We start from the raw sequence: 14,696 nt of genomic DNA on the forward strand, positions 1-14,696 counted from the left end.
GGCGTCCCGTCTCCGTGATCACTTCCAGCCGGCGCGCCGTCACGTCCGACTTAAGCGTATGGTCAAGCATAGACACAAGCCGATCCCTTCAAAGAGATCGTGAAACTCGCCTATCCCGTGTGCCGCGAGAAGGTGGGAGCGGAACGACGCTTACGCAAGTGACAACGCACGGACACGCTGCGGTCGGACGCGCCGAAGATCGCAGTCATACCTTGGCCGGCACGCTGAATTGCAGATCATTGTAGGTGCTGGCGTGAGCAACCGCTGAAGCCGATCTCAAAACGGCTCAGTTCTGCTATTCTCACTTTCTTGCGCTGAACGTCTCGATCAAGATCACGAGGAAGATGACCGCAAGCGCGAAACCCACCGTGCCGATGGCAAGCCAGCTTGTCTCGGTCGAGCGCGACATCTTCGACGCGGCGCCACTAGGCGCGGCAGGGAGAAAATCGCAGAAGTCCAGCCTTATGCGAGGCGCCTCCCCTTTATTGACGGGCTTGGCGGTGGAGTTCTGTACGCCGTGGCCTATCGGACAGGGGAAGCGGCTTTCTTGGCCGTATTCGACCGATGTGTTCATGGCTTGCACAGTTGATGTTGACAGGAGGAGGAGAGAGGAGAGAGAAAGGTGTAAAACCATCGACGTGCGCCAAAGCGCCCCACAGCCCCGCGCCCGCTCCTCTCGTTGAACGGTGCAAGCGTCTCTCTGGTGAGTAGCGGGTAGTTCGCGCCGACCGCTAAAGTTATGTTCGTCGCTTCTGAATCTACGGACATAAGCAGCGTTGGAGTTGCGTTAATTGGAATCAAGGGCAAGCCTCCGGAACTGCGAGGGCGGCTGGCTGCGACAGCTCATTTTGTGGAAGGGCCTAGCTCTCCAGCCTGGCAATCTGCGTGCCAATCGTCGGATTGTGCCGCGCCTTGCTTGACCAAGGATCGGCATGGCGCAGGCGTACTGCCTTGAAATGGCCGCGCGCGGGTCCCGTCCATGGCGGTCATCGGACTTACGGCCCGTCTGCGATTGAGGGACACAATACCGCTTTTGGCGGGCAATGCGCATCGTATGCCCACAGCCGTCCCGCCTTCGACGGATTGCCAGTGGCGTGCGATCGTTTAGGGCTGGGTGTGGGCGCCTGGCCTTGTAACATTACACTGGGCCGACGCGACTTACAGGCTGAGCCTATGCCGGTCGAGCATGTTTCTCCGGTAGATCGTATCAAAACGCACGCCGTCCGGAGGCTTGAGTGGGGCGCTCAGTAGGAGGCGAGCGATAGCAAGCGCTGTGTAGTCGAGCGCTCTGACGCCGCCTGCGAGAACGCCAACTACGCACGGCGTAGCCTGCTCCAAAGCCTGCGAGAGCGACAAAGGCGAGAATAAGAAGTTCTTCCATCGTCATATCTTCCGCTGATCGCAAACACGTTATGCCGACATCATGAGGCCGACAATGTCTCAGTTCGACAATGAACCGCTGAACCGTACAACCTTACGCTACGTATGATTCAAGTCTCTTCGTTCCGAATTTTTAGACTTTTACGTCGTGGTTCGTGAGGATCGCCACATTGATCGCATACTGCGCGTCCATCGAAGCAGCTCGTTCCGCGCATTGTTAGGGCACACGGGCGAACCGCGGCACTCAATAGGTACGTAGCGGTATGCAGAGCCTCGCCCTTGCGGTTTCGGAGGAGGCCAATACCGGTGTTCGATTTAGCGCCGCTCAGTTCGCGAGAGTTGGAGATCAGACATCGCCGGGTTTGGCGTGTGGGAAGGTTATCTAAGCCAGCCAACTAAGATGTTGGCAGAGACCTTGGAGATGCAGGAATTCCGCAATGAACATGGCAACAGCGCAGGTAAACGCCGTGATCGACGGCAACTTCTGTCACACATGCGGAAAGAAGCCGATTATTGGTTATTGAACGCCTCTGCACTGAACCATCCACCATATCCCTCGCGCGATTGGCAGCGATATTGCAGGCTTTCAAACGCATGGCGAATTGGTATCGAGCACAGCTTGACAGAGCGACCGCCTACTAAGGTATCGATGTCGGCTATTTTTCAAGGGCGGGCCGTAAACGACATCGGCATCGGAATGACTTCGATTGATGATAGATTGAGTGAGATTAGATCGGTCCGGAACGACATTTGGCGTTGTCGTAAGTTGCTTCGAACGGAGTTGCCTGATGCGGATCGAAATGTCATTGAGAAGCATCTGCTTGGACAACGCTCTGCATTTGAGCGCCTCTTGGCGATGACATTTCCTTTGACGTTTCGGTTCTGATGGATTCGATGCCTATGACGTGCTCGAACTGTATATTTGAGCGCTGATCATGCACGTACCCTGCCCAGCCACAACCACTTCAGCTGAACCTACCGGATGAGATGGCCATCCGCGAGGCTGCAGTTGATTGACCAACAAGAGCTAACATAGACACAGCGTAGCTGCTGGCAAGAAGGACGTATGGCAGCTCGAGCCCATTATCGCCGAGAGAAGTGGAACGAGTGTAAGGTTCCGTTGATGCAGGGAGGTAGACGCCTGCAGCCGACGCGCGCTCTCCCGACACGCGCACGTCCCCCGCAGTCGGCAATTGTCCTGTAGGGAGAGGAATGGTGTCGCATCCTACGCGGCTCGAGGCTGTCCCTTGAATTCCTGGTTCGCCGATTCCGCCATCACCGGCCGAACACTGGCGATTGCAATCAGCCCAACGGGGCTGGTGGAAAGTACATTATTAACATCGCTCGATAACGATAGTGCTCTTTGGTCGTTTCGCGGCACTCGTAGACACATTCGGTCAGAGGGAGATGCTCGCTTCCGGACAAATCGAGGGCGCGCAACAACCAGCGGCAAAGCCGAGCATCAATTTCGTGATGCGCCATGCACGCCGATGATTGCTGCGCTTGTGCAAACAGGCCTGCTCATGTCGCATGATCTCGGAAATCAGGCTCTCTGATTACAACACCGCGCCCCTGAACGCAGCCGGATCACAGACCATGGCATCGCCGCTCAATTGGACCACGGCGCGGCTCACCGCAACTCTTCCATCCAATGCGGATAGCATGTCAATGGCGCAATCCCTACCCACGATGGCGGCATCAGCCTTTTCGCCGTTCGCAAGTCTGGCAATGAGAGACACGACAGAATTCATTGGAAAGTAAAACGGTTTTGATCATGTCGCCAGGTTCATACAGCACTGTCGTTCGCTGAAGATGAGTGGCCTTGAGATGAGGCCGCAAGGCGGCTGCGTCGCTCGGCCGCGCGGATTGTTGGCGTCCTTCAGAGATTGTAGAGATAACCGCCGCGGCGGCTAATACAGGGTAAATTGTCTGATCCATTGTAAATCGAGGCTAGCGCGTGGCGCTCCCGCTCGAATGCCGCTCCGCCAAACGTCTGCAGCGTCCTGTAATTCTGCCGCTTGATAAATCTTAGCGCCCGCGCGCGTCGATCTGCTCCAACCACCGATATGGATCATCGTCAGGTGCCGCGAGCGAGGGCTTTCCAGGCCGCAACGTTGTTGTCGCTCTTGCTTTCATCACGGTTTACTACCTCCAGTCCAGTCATTAACGCGCATCGTGGTATGGTATCCGCAGTGAAGTGCGGGGATGTCCCGGGTTCTGTTGAGTATCTGAAGAGGTCGGCGTTGCCCACCTTGAGCCGGTAGGCTCGGGGTGCTGATTCCACAAAGGAGAGCAACGCCATGACGAGAGATATCACACCGGCCGGTTCGCCGGCGACTGGGGCTGTGGACGAAGCGTTTGCCGAAGTGCGGGCGAGCTTCGATCGGTTCTGCCTTGCGGCAGGGATCGAGGCGCTCGGCACGATGATGGAGGCGGAAGTCACGGCGGCCTGCGGGCCGCGCCACGGTCGCGATGCGGCGGGGCGGGCGCACCGTTGGGGCCGAACGCGGGGACGGATCGGTTTCCACGGCGGCAAGATCGAGGTCGAGCGCCCGCGGGTCCGGGGCGTGGACGGCCGCGAGGTCACGATCCCGAGCTGGGAAACGGCGGCGCAGGAGGACTGGCTTGGTCGCTGGGCGATGAACCTGATGCTGATCAATGTGTCGACGCGCCGGTTCGGCCGCGCTGTCCGGCTGCCCGAGGGTGACGTGCCGGCACCGCCCGGATCGGGGGTTTCGAAGTCGGCGGCCTCGCGGAGGTTCGTAGCGCTGTCGACGGCGCGGCTGGCCGACTTCATGGCTACCGATCTGTCCGTGCTCGATCTTCTGGTGGTCCAAATCGACGGGCTGCATCTCGGCGGCGATCTCGTGCTAGTCGCCGCGATCGCGGTTGATGGCGAAGGCAACAAGCACCCGCTGGCGCTGGTGGAAGGGGCGACCGAGAACGCCGCAACGGTTCAGGCCCTGCTGGACAACCTGGTCTCGCGCGGGCTCGACCCGACGGTGCCAAGACTGTTCATCGTCGACGGCGCGAAGGCGTTGTCGAAGGCGATCCGCCGCACCTTCGGTTCGGCCGCTGCGATCCAGCGCTGCCAGATCCACAAGGCGCGCAACATCATGGAACGCCTGCCGAAAGAGCATCATGCGGCCACCCGTCGGGTGCTGCGCCAGGCCTGGGAGCTCGATGACGCCGACAAGGCTGAAAAATTGATCCGCAATCTCGCGCGTCGACTCAACCAGCAATGGCCCGGCGTAGCGGCGAGCATCCTCGAAGGCCTCGATGAAATCCTGACTGTCGTCCGGTTGAAGCTGCCGAAGGAGCTTCGTCGATCGCTCGCCTGTACCAACATCGCCGAGAACATGATGGGCACCATTCGCCGCGTCACGCGCAACGTCAAACGCTGGCGGGATGCTGGTATGGCCTTGCGATGGGTCGCGGCCGGCATGATCGAGGCCAACAAGGGCTTCCGACGATTGAAGGCGCATAAGCAATTATCGGTTCTGCATGCGGCCCTTCAAGCTCACCACAAGCCCGTTGTCCACGTCACGAGGGCCGCGTAACATTCATTCCGGCAACGTCGGCCCGACGTAGTTCAACAGCAGTCGGGACATTCCCCGTCGAGGTGCCGCAATCCTTAGGGTTGGATTGAGCTTGTTGTGCCATGTCCAACCGGCATCTGCACGGGGAGAGGAAACGACGTACGAACCAACGCGTCACCGCCCCTTAGTAGAAGAGGTTTGTGTGCGCAATCTTACGGCGGAAAACGATACGTATATTTTCGTCCCGGATGCTGGTGGATACCGTTCCACGGGAGCCTTCTCCACTGGCCAGACTGCATGCATTGACGTGCGCGGTCTGGCCGGGGATATCGAGTCGAATTTTCCCCTCGTCTGAAAGACGTGGACGTGCCGGTTGTGATTTGCCCCCTCCCGCGGCCGCGTCTCTACAAACGGCGGAGGCTTATTTACGTTGGCTCGGGTACAACGCCGAATTTCAAATGTGAGTTGCAAACGCCCCGGACTAGCCTCGCCAGGGGCCGTTTCCCGGCCACGCGGGCCGACAAAGCGCCGCGTGGTGGGCACGTCGGCGCGGTCTCTGCTTGGCCAAGAATGCGCGACCGCGATCCTAATCAGCGGCAGCGATGACGGCTGCTACGGAAGACTATGTACTCATTCCGCCGATCTCATCGAGGCCATCCGATAGGGGGTTTAAACCCGAACAATGCAGGGATCACCAAGGACCACATCGCGCGTACCATTGAAATCCGGAGTGCGTGTCACGCGTAGCTTGCCGTTGTGTTGTTTCGAACAGGTCGAAGGGAGGGGCTCTCCGCAGAAGCTCCAATGTCAGCTTTGCAACAACAGTGAGTCACGCTGGGTGAGCGCTTATCCAACTGCACATGCATGCAGTTTTGCGTTTAGGCAGCGCTGGCACGCTCGTTGCAAAACTGTTGGCGAAGAGCCTCACCGCAACGGTATGGGCTATAAGTGGAGACTGAGACCGTGCACAACTGGATGACTTTTCCGCCGGCAACTCTCACCCGTCAAACAAAATGGAGGGTCGAGAACGAGACGCGGCTAGTGTTGAAGCTGAGTGCTTCGACGCTCCACCAGGGGGTTTGGACCTTCCGCCCCGAGTCGGTGATCCGCCCCGGCCAGACGGTTACGTTCACCGCCCGCTCCTCGGCGCCTTTTGGCGGCGTCCGGGGAAAGGTGAGCTACGAGAGCGATGCTGGCGAGTTTACCTTCTGCTTCGAAAATCCGGGGCTTTTTGGTAGCATCAACGGAACTGTGGACTACGCGATCGATGCTGGCGAGTTCACCTTTACCTGGAAGAATCCGGCCTTTCGCTCGCCTGATTTCCAGGTAGGGGAACCAGCAGGCTATGAGGTCCTCACGGACGATCGCTCAGAGATCGACCAAGTTCTCACCAGCCGGATCGTTAAGCTCTCCGACGACGACTGACGAGCTGGGACAAAAAGCGCGTGACGCCGCAGCGCCGGCGTGACGCGGAGCTTTCGCGGGTGTTAACAGCGCCCGCGAGAAGTTCGTCAAGATCATGGGGCGGTCGCGGCAGCAGCTATCCCAGTCGCACGCATACGGCATCTGGGTTGAGCCTCAGCGGCCGGCGGACATCGACTACTGCGCCAAGTCGACGCGACGGTTCGGTACCGTTCTTCAGGAAATACGGGAGGTTCTCTGATGGACATCTATGACGACGCCGGTGCACCGAGACCTACCATCGAGGACCTTAAGGCCTCGATCGAGCCCGGGGGCGGCCGCGGCACCATTGGCCCCATCACCGTCGGCCCCATCACCATCAGCGGCAAAAACGGCGTCGGCGACCACGGCCGCCGCTAGTTCATGATGGACTCACTGCCGCACCGACAAAGAGAAGAGGGCCCGCCGCTCACCCCGGCGGGCCCGGTAGGCCGCGCCCTCCGAATCACCGGCCTACAAGCATGGCAGCCGATCGGAGAGATACACTTACCAGCGATGGTCTGGCCGGCCTGGGCAAGAAAGGTTTCGAGCCCTTCGAGGCTTGCCAGGGTGGCACCGGCGAGGCTGATCGAGAGAGTTCAGACGTTCACAACTGAAAGAAATGAAATGTACCAGAACACGACGCATGGACGAGGTCCCATTCGTCCCATCCAGCGATTATCCGCAGCCGCGGCATGTTGGCTCGTGCTGGCCGGAACGGCATTCGCGACGGACCGGCCCGCCAAAGACACGCAGGCCGAGGACTCGCCGCCGGTGCCGGTTTGCGATGCGCTCACGCTCTACGGCAGCGCTGTCAACTCCGGACTCTGCAAGCGCCTCAGCACGAGCGAGCTTTGGGTCTGCGAGTTGACGCAGAACAATCCCGACATTCATATGACCTTCAACAAAGAGTTCGGGCTGCACCTCACGGTCAGGCTACCGAAGCGGAGCTGCGAAGGGAAATCAGAACTGACCGGCAACTGGAATGAGAGGGATGGTCATACTCTGAAGCTCGCGAAAGGGCAGCTCCCGAAGGCCTGTGAGGTGAATCTGCAGAATTATGCCGCTCGCCTGAATGCGACAACTCGCTTGAACGGGGCGGGAGGCTACAGCGCCTGCATGACTGCGTTCCAAACGGCCCGCAGCAGAGACCGAATCTCAGGTCAAGAAGAGTCATTTTATATCGATTTGTGCAAGCAGAACAACTGTCCCTGATTGGGAATCAGCCTGCTTTCAAGCATTCCGGGAGCTAAGCGCGGGGAGCGGCTTTGATTGTCTTCGATTTGGCTCGCCGTGGGAGACCAAGACGGAGTGAGCTCGTCGACATTCGACTGCTCTCGCTTGGTGCGAGCGCCTACATCAATGGCGCCCGCACAATCGGTAATGCAGGTTAGAGCAGACGACGCGGTCGTGTTCTAATCCACGCTCTCGTATGTCGCGAAAATGACATTCGCGAACTACAACACCATGCAAGTAACGTCAGCCGTCGTTTCCAGATGATGCACGCCGTGCCCTCGTGAGGTGATATTTGAGGTGAACTTCTTTGATCGACTGCAACGGTTCGCTCATTGCAAGTGGTGCCCGTCGGACCGGCGGATCTCGGACGGGCAGCCTTCGGAGCTATGGAGCCGGACTAGACGTTATATCGACGGTCGCGTTGGCGAGGGCTACTGCCCGGAATTCGTTGAATAACCGCTATGTTCGTTTCGCGCGGTAACCAAATGCGGCTGTGTTTTGGCAGGAGGCCAGATACAATTAGCTGCGGGGATGCGTGGTTTTTGCCCTAGAACTGAATGCAAGTACCGTCATAAGTGCATAAGGGCACCGGACATCTTTGTTTCCCGGGCCCGGGCTGCAAGGCTGATGGATTCGTTGGCTGGACGTACGACCAAAGGTCTCACTCCAGACGTCGTCACCGGATAAGGCCTCACTGGCAGCTAGGACATGGAGTGGAATGTGGTGCGCCTCGGCGTTAGCGTTGGGGCCATGGTGCTCGATCTTTGGCGCGTGAGTGCGATGCTTACCGGGCATGGACACATTTCCAGGTCCGCGACAATCATCTGCTGCGCTCGACAACCGACCATCTGAGATCAGCGAGGCAGTGGTGGCGGCTGTTTACAGATCGAAGGAAGTTCTGCCTATTTGATAAGCGATAAGTGTGGCCCCGGCGTGGGCGCCGCTATTGGGCCACACAGACGCCATGACATAGTGAGCGAATTTATCATCGCGTCAGCGAAAAGCGTATCACCGGCCGTGCTACTGTGACGCCAGAAAGCCCCCGACCTTTTCAGTTCAAATTAATCAATTCGCGGTGCGGGGGCTTCGCCTGTGCGACTACTTTACTTTACATCCATAACAGCCATGACAGGAGTTCTGCATTGTCAGTGCGGCGAGACGAGTTAGGATGGTTGAATTCCTCTCACCCTGCGCGGCCAGAGTGAGAACCTTCTCGGCGAGGCAAGCCTTCAATGAGGATGTTCGCTTCGCTTCAGGCACCATTTGGATGGCATCCTCCGGAGCTTCTCTCAGCACAGCATGCAGTTTGGCTTGAGAAGGTTGGATGTAACATGGCGCAAAATCCTCAAAGAGTTTTAATCTAACGGTAAGGGCCCAGCATGCCCCAGCCTCCTGATGGTATCAAAACGTTTGGGAACGATGATGCGTTCTTGAGGCGGCAGTCAGTGGCTCAGCTGCGCTCAAAACGAATACAATGACTAGGACGCGTTCAATATGACAGTAGAGCTTCATAAACAGCGAAATTCTTGTTCTGATCATTGGTCGGCGATCTTGATAGGAAACGCGACCGCAAAGTCGCGCGCCTTAAGCATTGCCGTAGGCATTCTGCCGTGGTGACGTTCAGATTAAGCTGAAGTGACGCCTGTGCTACGCGGCGTCGTCTTCGAACCGTTTACCTTGCGATGCAACTTGCTCTCGGCGCCCTGCAACGCCGTGTACAGATCACTGTAATCGAGATGTTCGCCGATCACCATCAGATGGATATCGCTCGCGCGCGTCCGAGCCTTTCGCGACTGAACCGAAGACAAACTCCGCTTGTATTATGTCGGGGTGGGGTCGCAGAGCGCTTCCAATACTATTCCACGGTCTTCAGGACAATGCTCTTCGGTTCGCCGAAGACCAGGGAATCGGGATTGGTCTGGTAATGTCGTTGATTGCCGATCCATTGAACCGAGACCAGGCCGCTTCCTTGCAGCCGGCGCAACTCACGACCGCCCGTTCCGGAGTTGACAGCGCGCGCATTGCCAAGCTCCCTGTCCAAGGCTTTCTCCTCACTGCGGAGTAGGGTCATGCTTCCGGGCCATGGGGTTGTGAACGCAAAGCCAGGGGCATTCCAAGCGCCGAGACAAAAACCGCGACGGCCCCAAGCCACTGTGCTGCGGTCAGCGTCTCCCGAAGAAAGATAGATGCGAAAATCGATGCAAACACGGGAACGAGTGGTAGCAACAGAGCGGCGGTCGCGCTCATTCGCCGCAGCGCAATCCCGTAGAGGAGGAAGGAGATCGAAAAGAGCAGCAATCCGGATCCGACCACCGGAACAATATCTCCGATGACCGCAGAGAGCATCGGCAATGGACGAACGCAAATCCACGCAAATACGACCACTGCAAACGCAACGATCTGGGTCGCCGTCGTCAGGCGCAGTGCATCCACGCTTTGCGACATCACACGGACCGCTATGTTGTAGAGCGAGGCAAATAGCACGCCGGCAAGTACGAGAGCGACCCCCAGTCCCGGCGTTGCGGAAGGATCAGAGCCAGAGGTCCAGCTCAAAAAGCCAACCCCGGCAAAAGCCAACAAACATAGGAAGACGATCGCACGGTTAGGGACCTCGCCAAGCATCAACCACGCAAGGAGTATGACCATCGGCAGTTCAACCGCGCAGACCATCGCCTCCACTGATGCCGGCAGCATCGATAGCCCGAAGATCGACAGACCATACGCAAGCGCCGGCTGCAGGATGCCGGGAAGGCCAGAACGCCAATCGCTCAAGAGAGGCGGCGCACCTGACAAGACCGATAGTATGGTCAGGCTTGCAGCACTCACTGCCAACTGCCCTGTCAGAAGCGAGAGCGGTTCGATGCAGCAGAGTGCGGCCTTGGACAGAACGCTGCCGATGCTCCAGCTGACCGTTGCGAGTGTTCCGCAAAGAAGAGGTAGGAAAAGCGGGTGGCTCTCGCTCAAACTTATCGGTCCCTTCGTCGCTGCGATCAGAGTAGGTTCTCGGCAAAGCAGGTTTGAATTCTTGGATCGCGATCTGCCGTTGTCGGATCGCATATCGAAGCTTGAGCTCTGGTCGCTTTACCCAAGGGCGAACCCGAAATCGCCTGTCGCATCTGTTGCTTTTTATTCGTCTCGAAGATTGGTCGTTCCGCACCGCTGGCGAAACGGCCTGGTCGGAGTAACCGCAACACCCTCGCGATGATCGTACATGCGTTCTCGATCGCATGAAACAAGCGAAAGAGCTATCGATTCATACCACGAATGGGCAGGCTGCGGCATCCTATGGGCTAGAAGACGGATCGGATCAAGCTGCCGTTCCTGACGTCGAAGCGTCTGGATCCGGATGCGTAGCGCTCTCGCAGCTACTAGCCGGATCGCGCGACGGGTACGGGGACAGCCTCTTGGGTTGATTTCGCTACCTACGCGCTGCTTCCGATCCTGCAGATGCTCATTGGGGAGGACACTATGCGACAACGAGGCGTCGGCGCTGAGGGCAGGCCTTGCCAAAGGACCCTTCAATGGCCCGCGTCAACGCGTTTCGCAAGTTTCGGATGCTGGAAAACTGATCCGGTAAGCTACTCCATGCCTCTGTCCGAAACCACACTGTAAGTAGGTCGCCAGAATGTCTGCATACGAGACAGTGGGCCGAGAAATTGCGACCAAATGCCTCTTGTTCGCACTGGCCCAAACCATGCAGTGGCTACCCGTGAGAAAGCAGAATGGGAGGCGCCTTAGTTGCAACCAGCTCATCGAGATAACGTCGTGCCCTGAGAATACATCGACCGGGGCGGGGCGAGTCGATGATCTCTCTTAGGTCATGACGTGGCTGAGATGCGCATCCGCAAACCTAGATGCGTACGCTCACGCCAGGCGGGCATCTGGTACTCGCGCCTGCGCGTGATGCCGCTCGAACGCTTTGCGTCATGCCGCGGATGCAGAGATGGTTCAGGAAGCGCTGACGAAGCGTCGATCGTTCGCGGGCGTCTGCTTGCTCGCTGCTTGCGGCAGCGACGGTCTGCAGATCGAATTGTCAGGGGGTAACATGGAGGCACTATGCGCATCTGCGGTATCAAGCTGACGCATGACGGATCAATCGCTCTTGTCGAGGACGGACGACTTGTTTTTTGCGTCGAGCAGGAGAAGCGTGACAACAATCCGCGATATCAAAGCATCGACAATCTCGATGCAGTTGTCGTCGCCTTGGCGGAGCAGGGGCCTGGATGCGTCGGATGTTGATCAGTTCGTCCTCGATGGCTGGTGGGGAGAGGGGGAGTCGGAATTCCAGGTCCTCAGTGGGGCTACGCCGATCACTCTCAAAGGTGCGCCGTATATTGAAAGTCATGCCAATGGCCTGCTAACCTCGCGCGACGGCACTGGTCTGCTACTGGCCGGCAAATCCTTTCCCTACAGAAGCTATCCGCACGTCACGGGTTCCATGAGGAAGGATAGCTCCTTGCTTGAACAGATTTCAGCGCGCAGGATCTCCGCAAGAGACGAACCGGCGGATCGATTAAGATCATTGGCGAGGACAGATGGGGATTGGTCTTGCATGCCGATTCCTTGTCATGACCGGCCTATTTGTCGACTGGCGTATTTCTCAAGCAATAGGTGACATGCTGCATTATCTAGATCAATTACGAGGGTGGGTAGTTGACCGGGCCATAAACCTGCTTCGTCTCTGACCGCTCAAGAATTGCGGGTACGCTTAGTCAATCATTTGGGTGATGGCTTAGATCGACAGCGCGCCGTGCGACGGTGGATGCGGCGATAGGAGTTGAGCACATGAATGATCGATCCTGATTTTGTTCGCGCGAGCAGACACGGTGGCATAACGGCAATGGCGGCTCAGTTCTCAGAGCTAGAAAAGAACGTCTGGTAGTAGGCAATGATGTTGATTCTTAACCTATCTGGCCCGCCCGCTCTCCATGTCCAGTATTGCTGCTCGGCTCCTACGATGATCTGACCATTGGGAACTCCAAGGCGGCTCAGATCGTATGTCACGACCATGAAATTTACAGTCCAAAATGTCGGATTCTGTCCCATATAGAGTTGATTGGCGACTCTGGTTCTGCCTGCATTTGGCAATTGATTGTTAATGAGGCTATTTACCGTCCCACCCACATAGACAATCCCAACGTCTGCCAGCGCCGATCTACGGCCGCTTTTGTCCTGATCAATCGTATCGGCAGGACCAGGTATAACGAGCCACATACCTTTTTCACGGAGATTTTCGAACTTTGCGAAGGGGGCCTCCTTCTTTCGAATCTTGTTCATAACAACCTCATTCGCACTGTCGCGCTTCGGGAGGCATAGTGCGAGCTAGTGCCTAGCTATCGCTGAAGCGCGTTGCTCGCGAAGCTGTTTCTTGATGTATCCTCCTTTTGGTAAGCTCATTGGGGATGTCGTTTCTTCTTGAGCACGTCAAAAGTGTGTGCCAGCGCCGAATCGGCAATAAGACTTGTTGCTAGCAAGAGGGCGATTGCAAGTTCTCGTTTCGTCGAACGTGGACGAAAGCTCACAACGAGCCCCGCAGCCGATCCTGATAGGGCCGACATCGCTACGGCAGAACAACCGTGAATAGTGAACTCCGCATCCGTTTTTCTTGCCTTCAACGGATTGTGCTCCAGCCTGATCGATTTTGTGTCGTTTTGGCGCATGTGAAGGGCCAGGGCGGCACTTGAGAGGAAGCTATCCAAGCGATCTCTCTCAGCGAGGTGCCTAGCTTGGAGAGCATCGAGCCCGCCATGAAACTGGTTGGCGACGTGCGTGCCGGTCGCGGGCTGTTTTCTTGCGGTCCTGGCTCGTGGAGCTAATGGCGAGGGGCGAGGCCGCTCCTTGTTGTATCCGCTACTAATGCGCCGCGAACCGCCCCATTTTATTCCAGCATTGAGCGAGGAGTTCGGTTATGCGTAGCATCCTAGCCGAAGAAGGCAGCTTGTTCGGGAAGGCGGGTAACCTCCGGAAGAATGGCTCGCCACATACGTCGCGCTGCTTCAAGCGTCGGCCTTGGACGCCCCGCGATCGTGTCAGAACGAAAGCAATTGGTTTCGATAAAAGTCGAGATCGTACCTCGATCGAATTTGGTAGAGCCAGGTGCGAAGTCTGAAAATCCATAAGATCCGCTGGCGCGGCGCGATCTATAGTGCATCCTGAGTCCCTTGACGTGTGATCCGCGCGGCGTTTGTACGCAATCATTGCCATGTGTCCGTCCTCGCCACCAATCGCCAGGGTGGGTAGTTGACTGGTTCGGGACGGTGACCTGCGGAGATGTTGCTCTTGGGCCGCTCGGGAAATCTCGGGCCAGCTAGACGAACTTTGGCGACACGCAACTGGCGTAAGCGCAGTTTTTCTGCGCTCGCATCGCCGCTCAAAAGCGTCAAGGCCAAGACCGTCGGCCTCTTTATCTCAAATCATGGCTCGGAATGCCCTCGAAGCTGCTTGGGGAAGAACTCAATCAACCCGCGGAAAATGCGAGGTCGTGTTTGCTGAACACGAGAACTATGCTCGTGGTCGCGCTGTGATGTAGGAGGCGGTGATGGCCAAAATTCTCTTGTTTTCGCTTCTCACAAGTGACCTTGCAGGAGCTGGCGAAGGTGCCGAGAACGATCTTGTCGAAGGTCGTCGTTGGCTGCAGCCCTCAAACATCGTGAAGGATTACGCTATCGAGAAAACAAATGCGGGCCAACGGCCAGGAGGCGCGATGGAGGTGATGGATCAAGCGACCATTTTGGCCTTGCTGCCGATCTTGCATAGCTCGTCTGAACCTCCTCCGAATTGATGGACACCTGTAGTAGGCTCGAAGAGCCAGGAGGTGTCGGATGGAAGGGCGTCAACGTCGGTCGTTTGCGAAGGACTACAAGCGGCAAGCGGTTGATCTCAGAGCGTCGAGCGGGCGCTCGATCGGATCTGTGGCCAAGGAGCTTGGTCTGCGCGATTCCGTGCTGCGGCGGTGGGTGGAGCAGCGAGCGGTCCGGCTGGAGCCGACGGCGGCGACGCGGCGCTCCACAACGCAGGCGACGCTGCCGTCGGCGGACCACGCGGCAGAGATCGCGCGTTTGCAGCGAGAGAACGAGCGGCTGCGCATGGAGCGCGACATTT

Annotated in this window: 13 protein-coding genes and 1 pseudogene; 9 read left to right on the forward strand and 5 right to left on the reverse strand. The window is 57.7% G+C overall.

Annotated elements, in window-relative coordinates; genetic code table 11:
• Positions 1 to 301: 301 nt before the first annotated feature.
• Positions 302 to 574, reverse strand: coding sequence for a hypothetical protein (locus AC629_RS45140; RefSeq protein WP_143198705.1), 273 nt, complete (start codon positions 572 to 574; stop codon positions 302 to 304).
• 1,227 nt (positions 575 to 1,801) lie between these two features.
• Between AC629_RS45140 and AC629_RS48515 the strand changes: the two genes are divergently transcribed.
• The 6 genes from AC629_RS48515 (at position 1,802) to AC629_RS10520 (ending at position 7,574) form a co-directional block, all read left to right on the forward strand.
• Positions 1,802 to 2,266 carry a hypothetical protein gene (locus AC629_RS48515; protein ID WP_245331792.1) on the forward strand — a complete coding sequence of 155 codons (465 nt, stop codon included), beginning with the start codon at positions 1,802 to 1,804 and terminating at the stop codon, positions 2,264 to 2,266.
• Positions 2,267 to 2,627: 361 nt separating this feature from the next.
• Positions 2,628 to 2,936, forward strand: coding sequence for a hypothetical protein (locus tag AC629_RS45145; protein WP_143198704.1), 309 nt, complete (start codon positions 2,628 to 2,630; stop codon positions 2,934 to 2,936).
• A gap of 744 nt (positions 2,937 to 3,680) precedes the next feature.
• The gene (locus AC629_RS10510) at positions 3,681 to 4,940 is read left to right on the forward strand and encodes an IS256 family transposase (protein ID WP_084804715.1); all 1,260 of its coding nucleotides are present in this window, start codon (positions 3,681 to 3,683) and stop codon (positions 4,938 to 4,940) included.
• A 942-nt stretch (positions 4,941 to 5,882) separates the two neighbouring features.
• Positions 5,883 to 6,344: a hypothetical protein gene (locus tag AC629_RS10515; protein ID WP_143198568.1), complete on the forward strand. Its 462-nt coding sequence runs from the start codon at positions 5,883 to 5,885 to the stop codon at positions 6,342 to 6,344.
• Between the two features lie 237 nt (positions 6,345 to 6,581).
• Positions 6,582 to 6,740: a hypothetical protein gene (locus tag AC629_RS46660; protein WP_167561344.1), complete on the forward strand. Its 159-nt coding sequence runs from the start codon at positions 6,582 to 6,584 to the stop codon at positions 6,738 to 6,740.
• A gap of 246 nt (positions 6,741 to 6,986) precedes the next feature.
• Complete coding sequence (locus AC629_RS10520; protein WP_143198567.1) at positions 6,987 to 7,574, forward strand: hypothetical protein; 588 nt, start codon at positions 6,987 to 6,989, stop codon at positions 7,572 to 7,574.
• A gap of 1,876 nt (positions 7,575 to 9,450) precedes the next feature.
• On the opposite strand, the gene AC629_RS10525 is transcribed toward AC629_RS10520, so the two are convergent.
• Together AC629_RS10525 and AC629_RS10530 are read right to left on the reverse strand one after the other, a co-directional pair.
• Positions 9,451 to 9,636 carry a hypothetical protein gene (locus AC629_RS10525; RefSeq protein WP_143198566.1) on the reverse strand — a complete coding sequence of 62 codons (186 nt, stop codon included), beginning with the start codon at positions 9,634 to 9,636 and terminating at the stop codon, positions 9,451 to 9,453.
• 26 nt (positions 9,637 to 9,662) lie between these two features.
• A complete protein-coding gene (locus AC629_RS10530; protein ID WP_074123088.1) occupies positions 9,663 to 10,559 on the reverse strand; it encodes a DMT family transporter in 897 nt (298 codons plus the stop codon).
• 1,092 nt (positions 10,560 to 11,651) lie between these two features.
• Here AC629_RS10530 and AC629_RS10535 point away from each other — a divergent pair.
• Positions 11,652 to 12,030 (forward strand): annotated as a pseudogene (locus AC629_RS10535) (carbamoyltransferase N-terminal domain-containing protein); the annotation flags it as partial.
• A 413-nt stretch (positions 12,031 to 12,443) separates the two neighbouring features.
• Here AC629_RS10535 and AC629_RS10540 read toward each other — a convergent pair.
• The gene (locus AC629_RS10540; RefSeq protein WP_074123087.1) at positions 12,444 to 12,872 is read right to left on the reverse strand and encodes a hypothetical protein; all 429 of its coding nucleotides are present in this window, start codon (positions 12,870 to 12,872) and stop codon (positions 12,444 to 12,446) included.
• A gap of 116 nt (positions 12,873 to 12,988) precedes the next feature.
• Entirely contained in the window at positions 12,989 to 13,294 is a 306-nt protein-coding gene (locus AC629_RS45150; protein ID WP_143198565.1) for a hypothetical protein, read from the reverse strand.
• Between the two features lie 839 nt (positions 13,295 to 14,133).
• On the opposite strand from AC629_RS45150, the gene AC629_RS10545 reads away from it, so the two are divergent.
• Together AC629_RS10545 and AC629_RS10550 are read left to right on the forward strand one after the other, a co-directional pair.
• Positions 14,134 to 14,376 (forward strand): hypothetical protein, encoded by a 243-nt coding sequence (locus tag AC629_RS10545; RefSeq protein WP_074123086.1) that lies wholly within the window; start codon positions 14,134 to 14,136, stop codon positions 14,374 to 14,376.
• A 40-nt stretch (positions 14,377 to 14,416) separates the two neighbouring features.
• Positions 14,417 to 14,696: transposase (locus AC629_RS10550; protein ID WP_084804717.1), on the forward strand; the 280-nt coding region annotated here is incomplete at its 3' end.

It is taken from the genome of Bradyrhizobium sp. NAS80.1 (assembly GCF_001908205.1).
GTDB lineage: Bacteria > Pseudomonadota > Alphaproteobacteria > Rhizobiales > Xanthobacteraceae > Bradyrhizobium.

What these genes read in the sequence shown, in the direction of transcription:
- AC629_RS45140 (WP_143198705.1), bottom strand. Translation starts at nt 574, where the DNA reads ATGAACACATCGGTCGAATACGGCCAAGAAAGCCGCTTCCCCTGTCCG.
- AC629_RS48515 (WP_245331792.1), top strand. Translation starts at nt 1,802, where the DNA reads ATGCAGGAATTCCGCAATGAACATGGCAACAGCGCAGGTAAACGCCGT.
- AC629_RS10510 (WP_084804715.1), top strand. Translation starts at nt 3,681, where the DNA reads ATGACGAGAGATATCACACCGGCCGGTTCGCCGGCGACTGGGGCTGTG.
- AC629_RS46660 (WP_167561344.1), top strand. Translation starts at nt 6,582, where the DNA reads ATGGACATCTATGACGACGCCGGTGCACCGAGACCTACCATCGAGGAC.
- AC629_RS10520 (WP_143198567.1), top strand. Translation starts at nt 6,987, where the DNA reads ATGTACCAGAACACGACGCATGGACGAGGTCCCATTCGTCCCATCCAG.
- AC629_RS10540 (WP_074123087.1), bottom strand. Translation starts at nt 12,872, where the DNA reads ATGAACAAGATTCGAAAGAAGGAGGCCCCCTTCGCAAAGTTCGAAAAT.
- AC629_RS10545 (WP_074123086.1), top strand. Translation starts at nt 14,134, where the DNA reads ATGGCCAAAATTCTCTTGTTTTCGCTTCTCACAAGTGACCTTGCAGGA.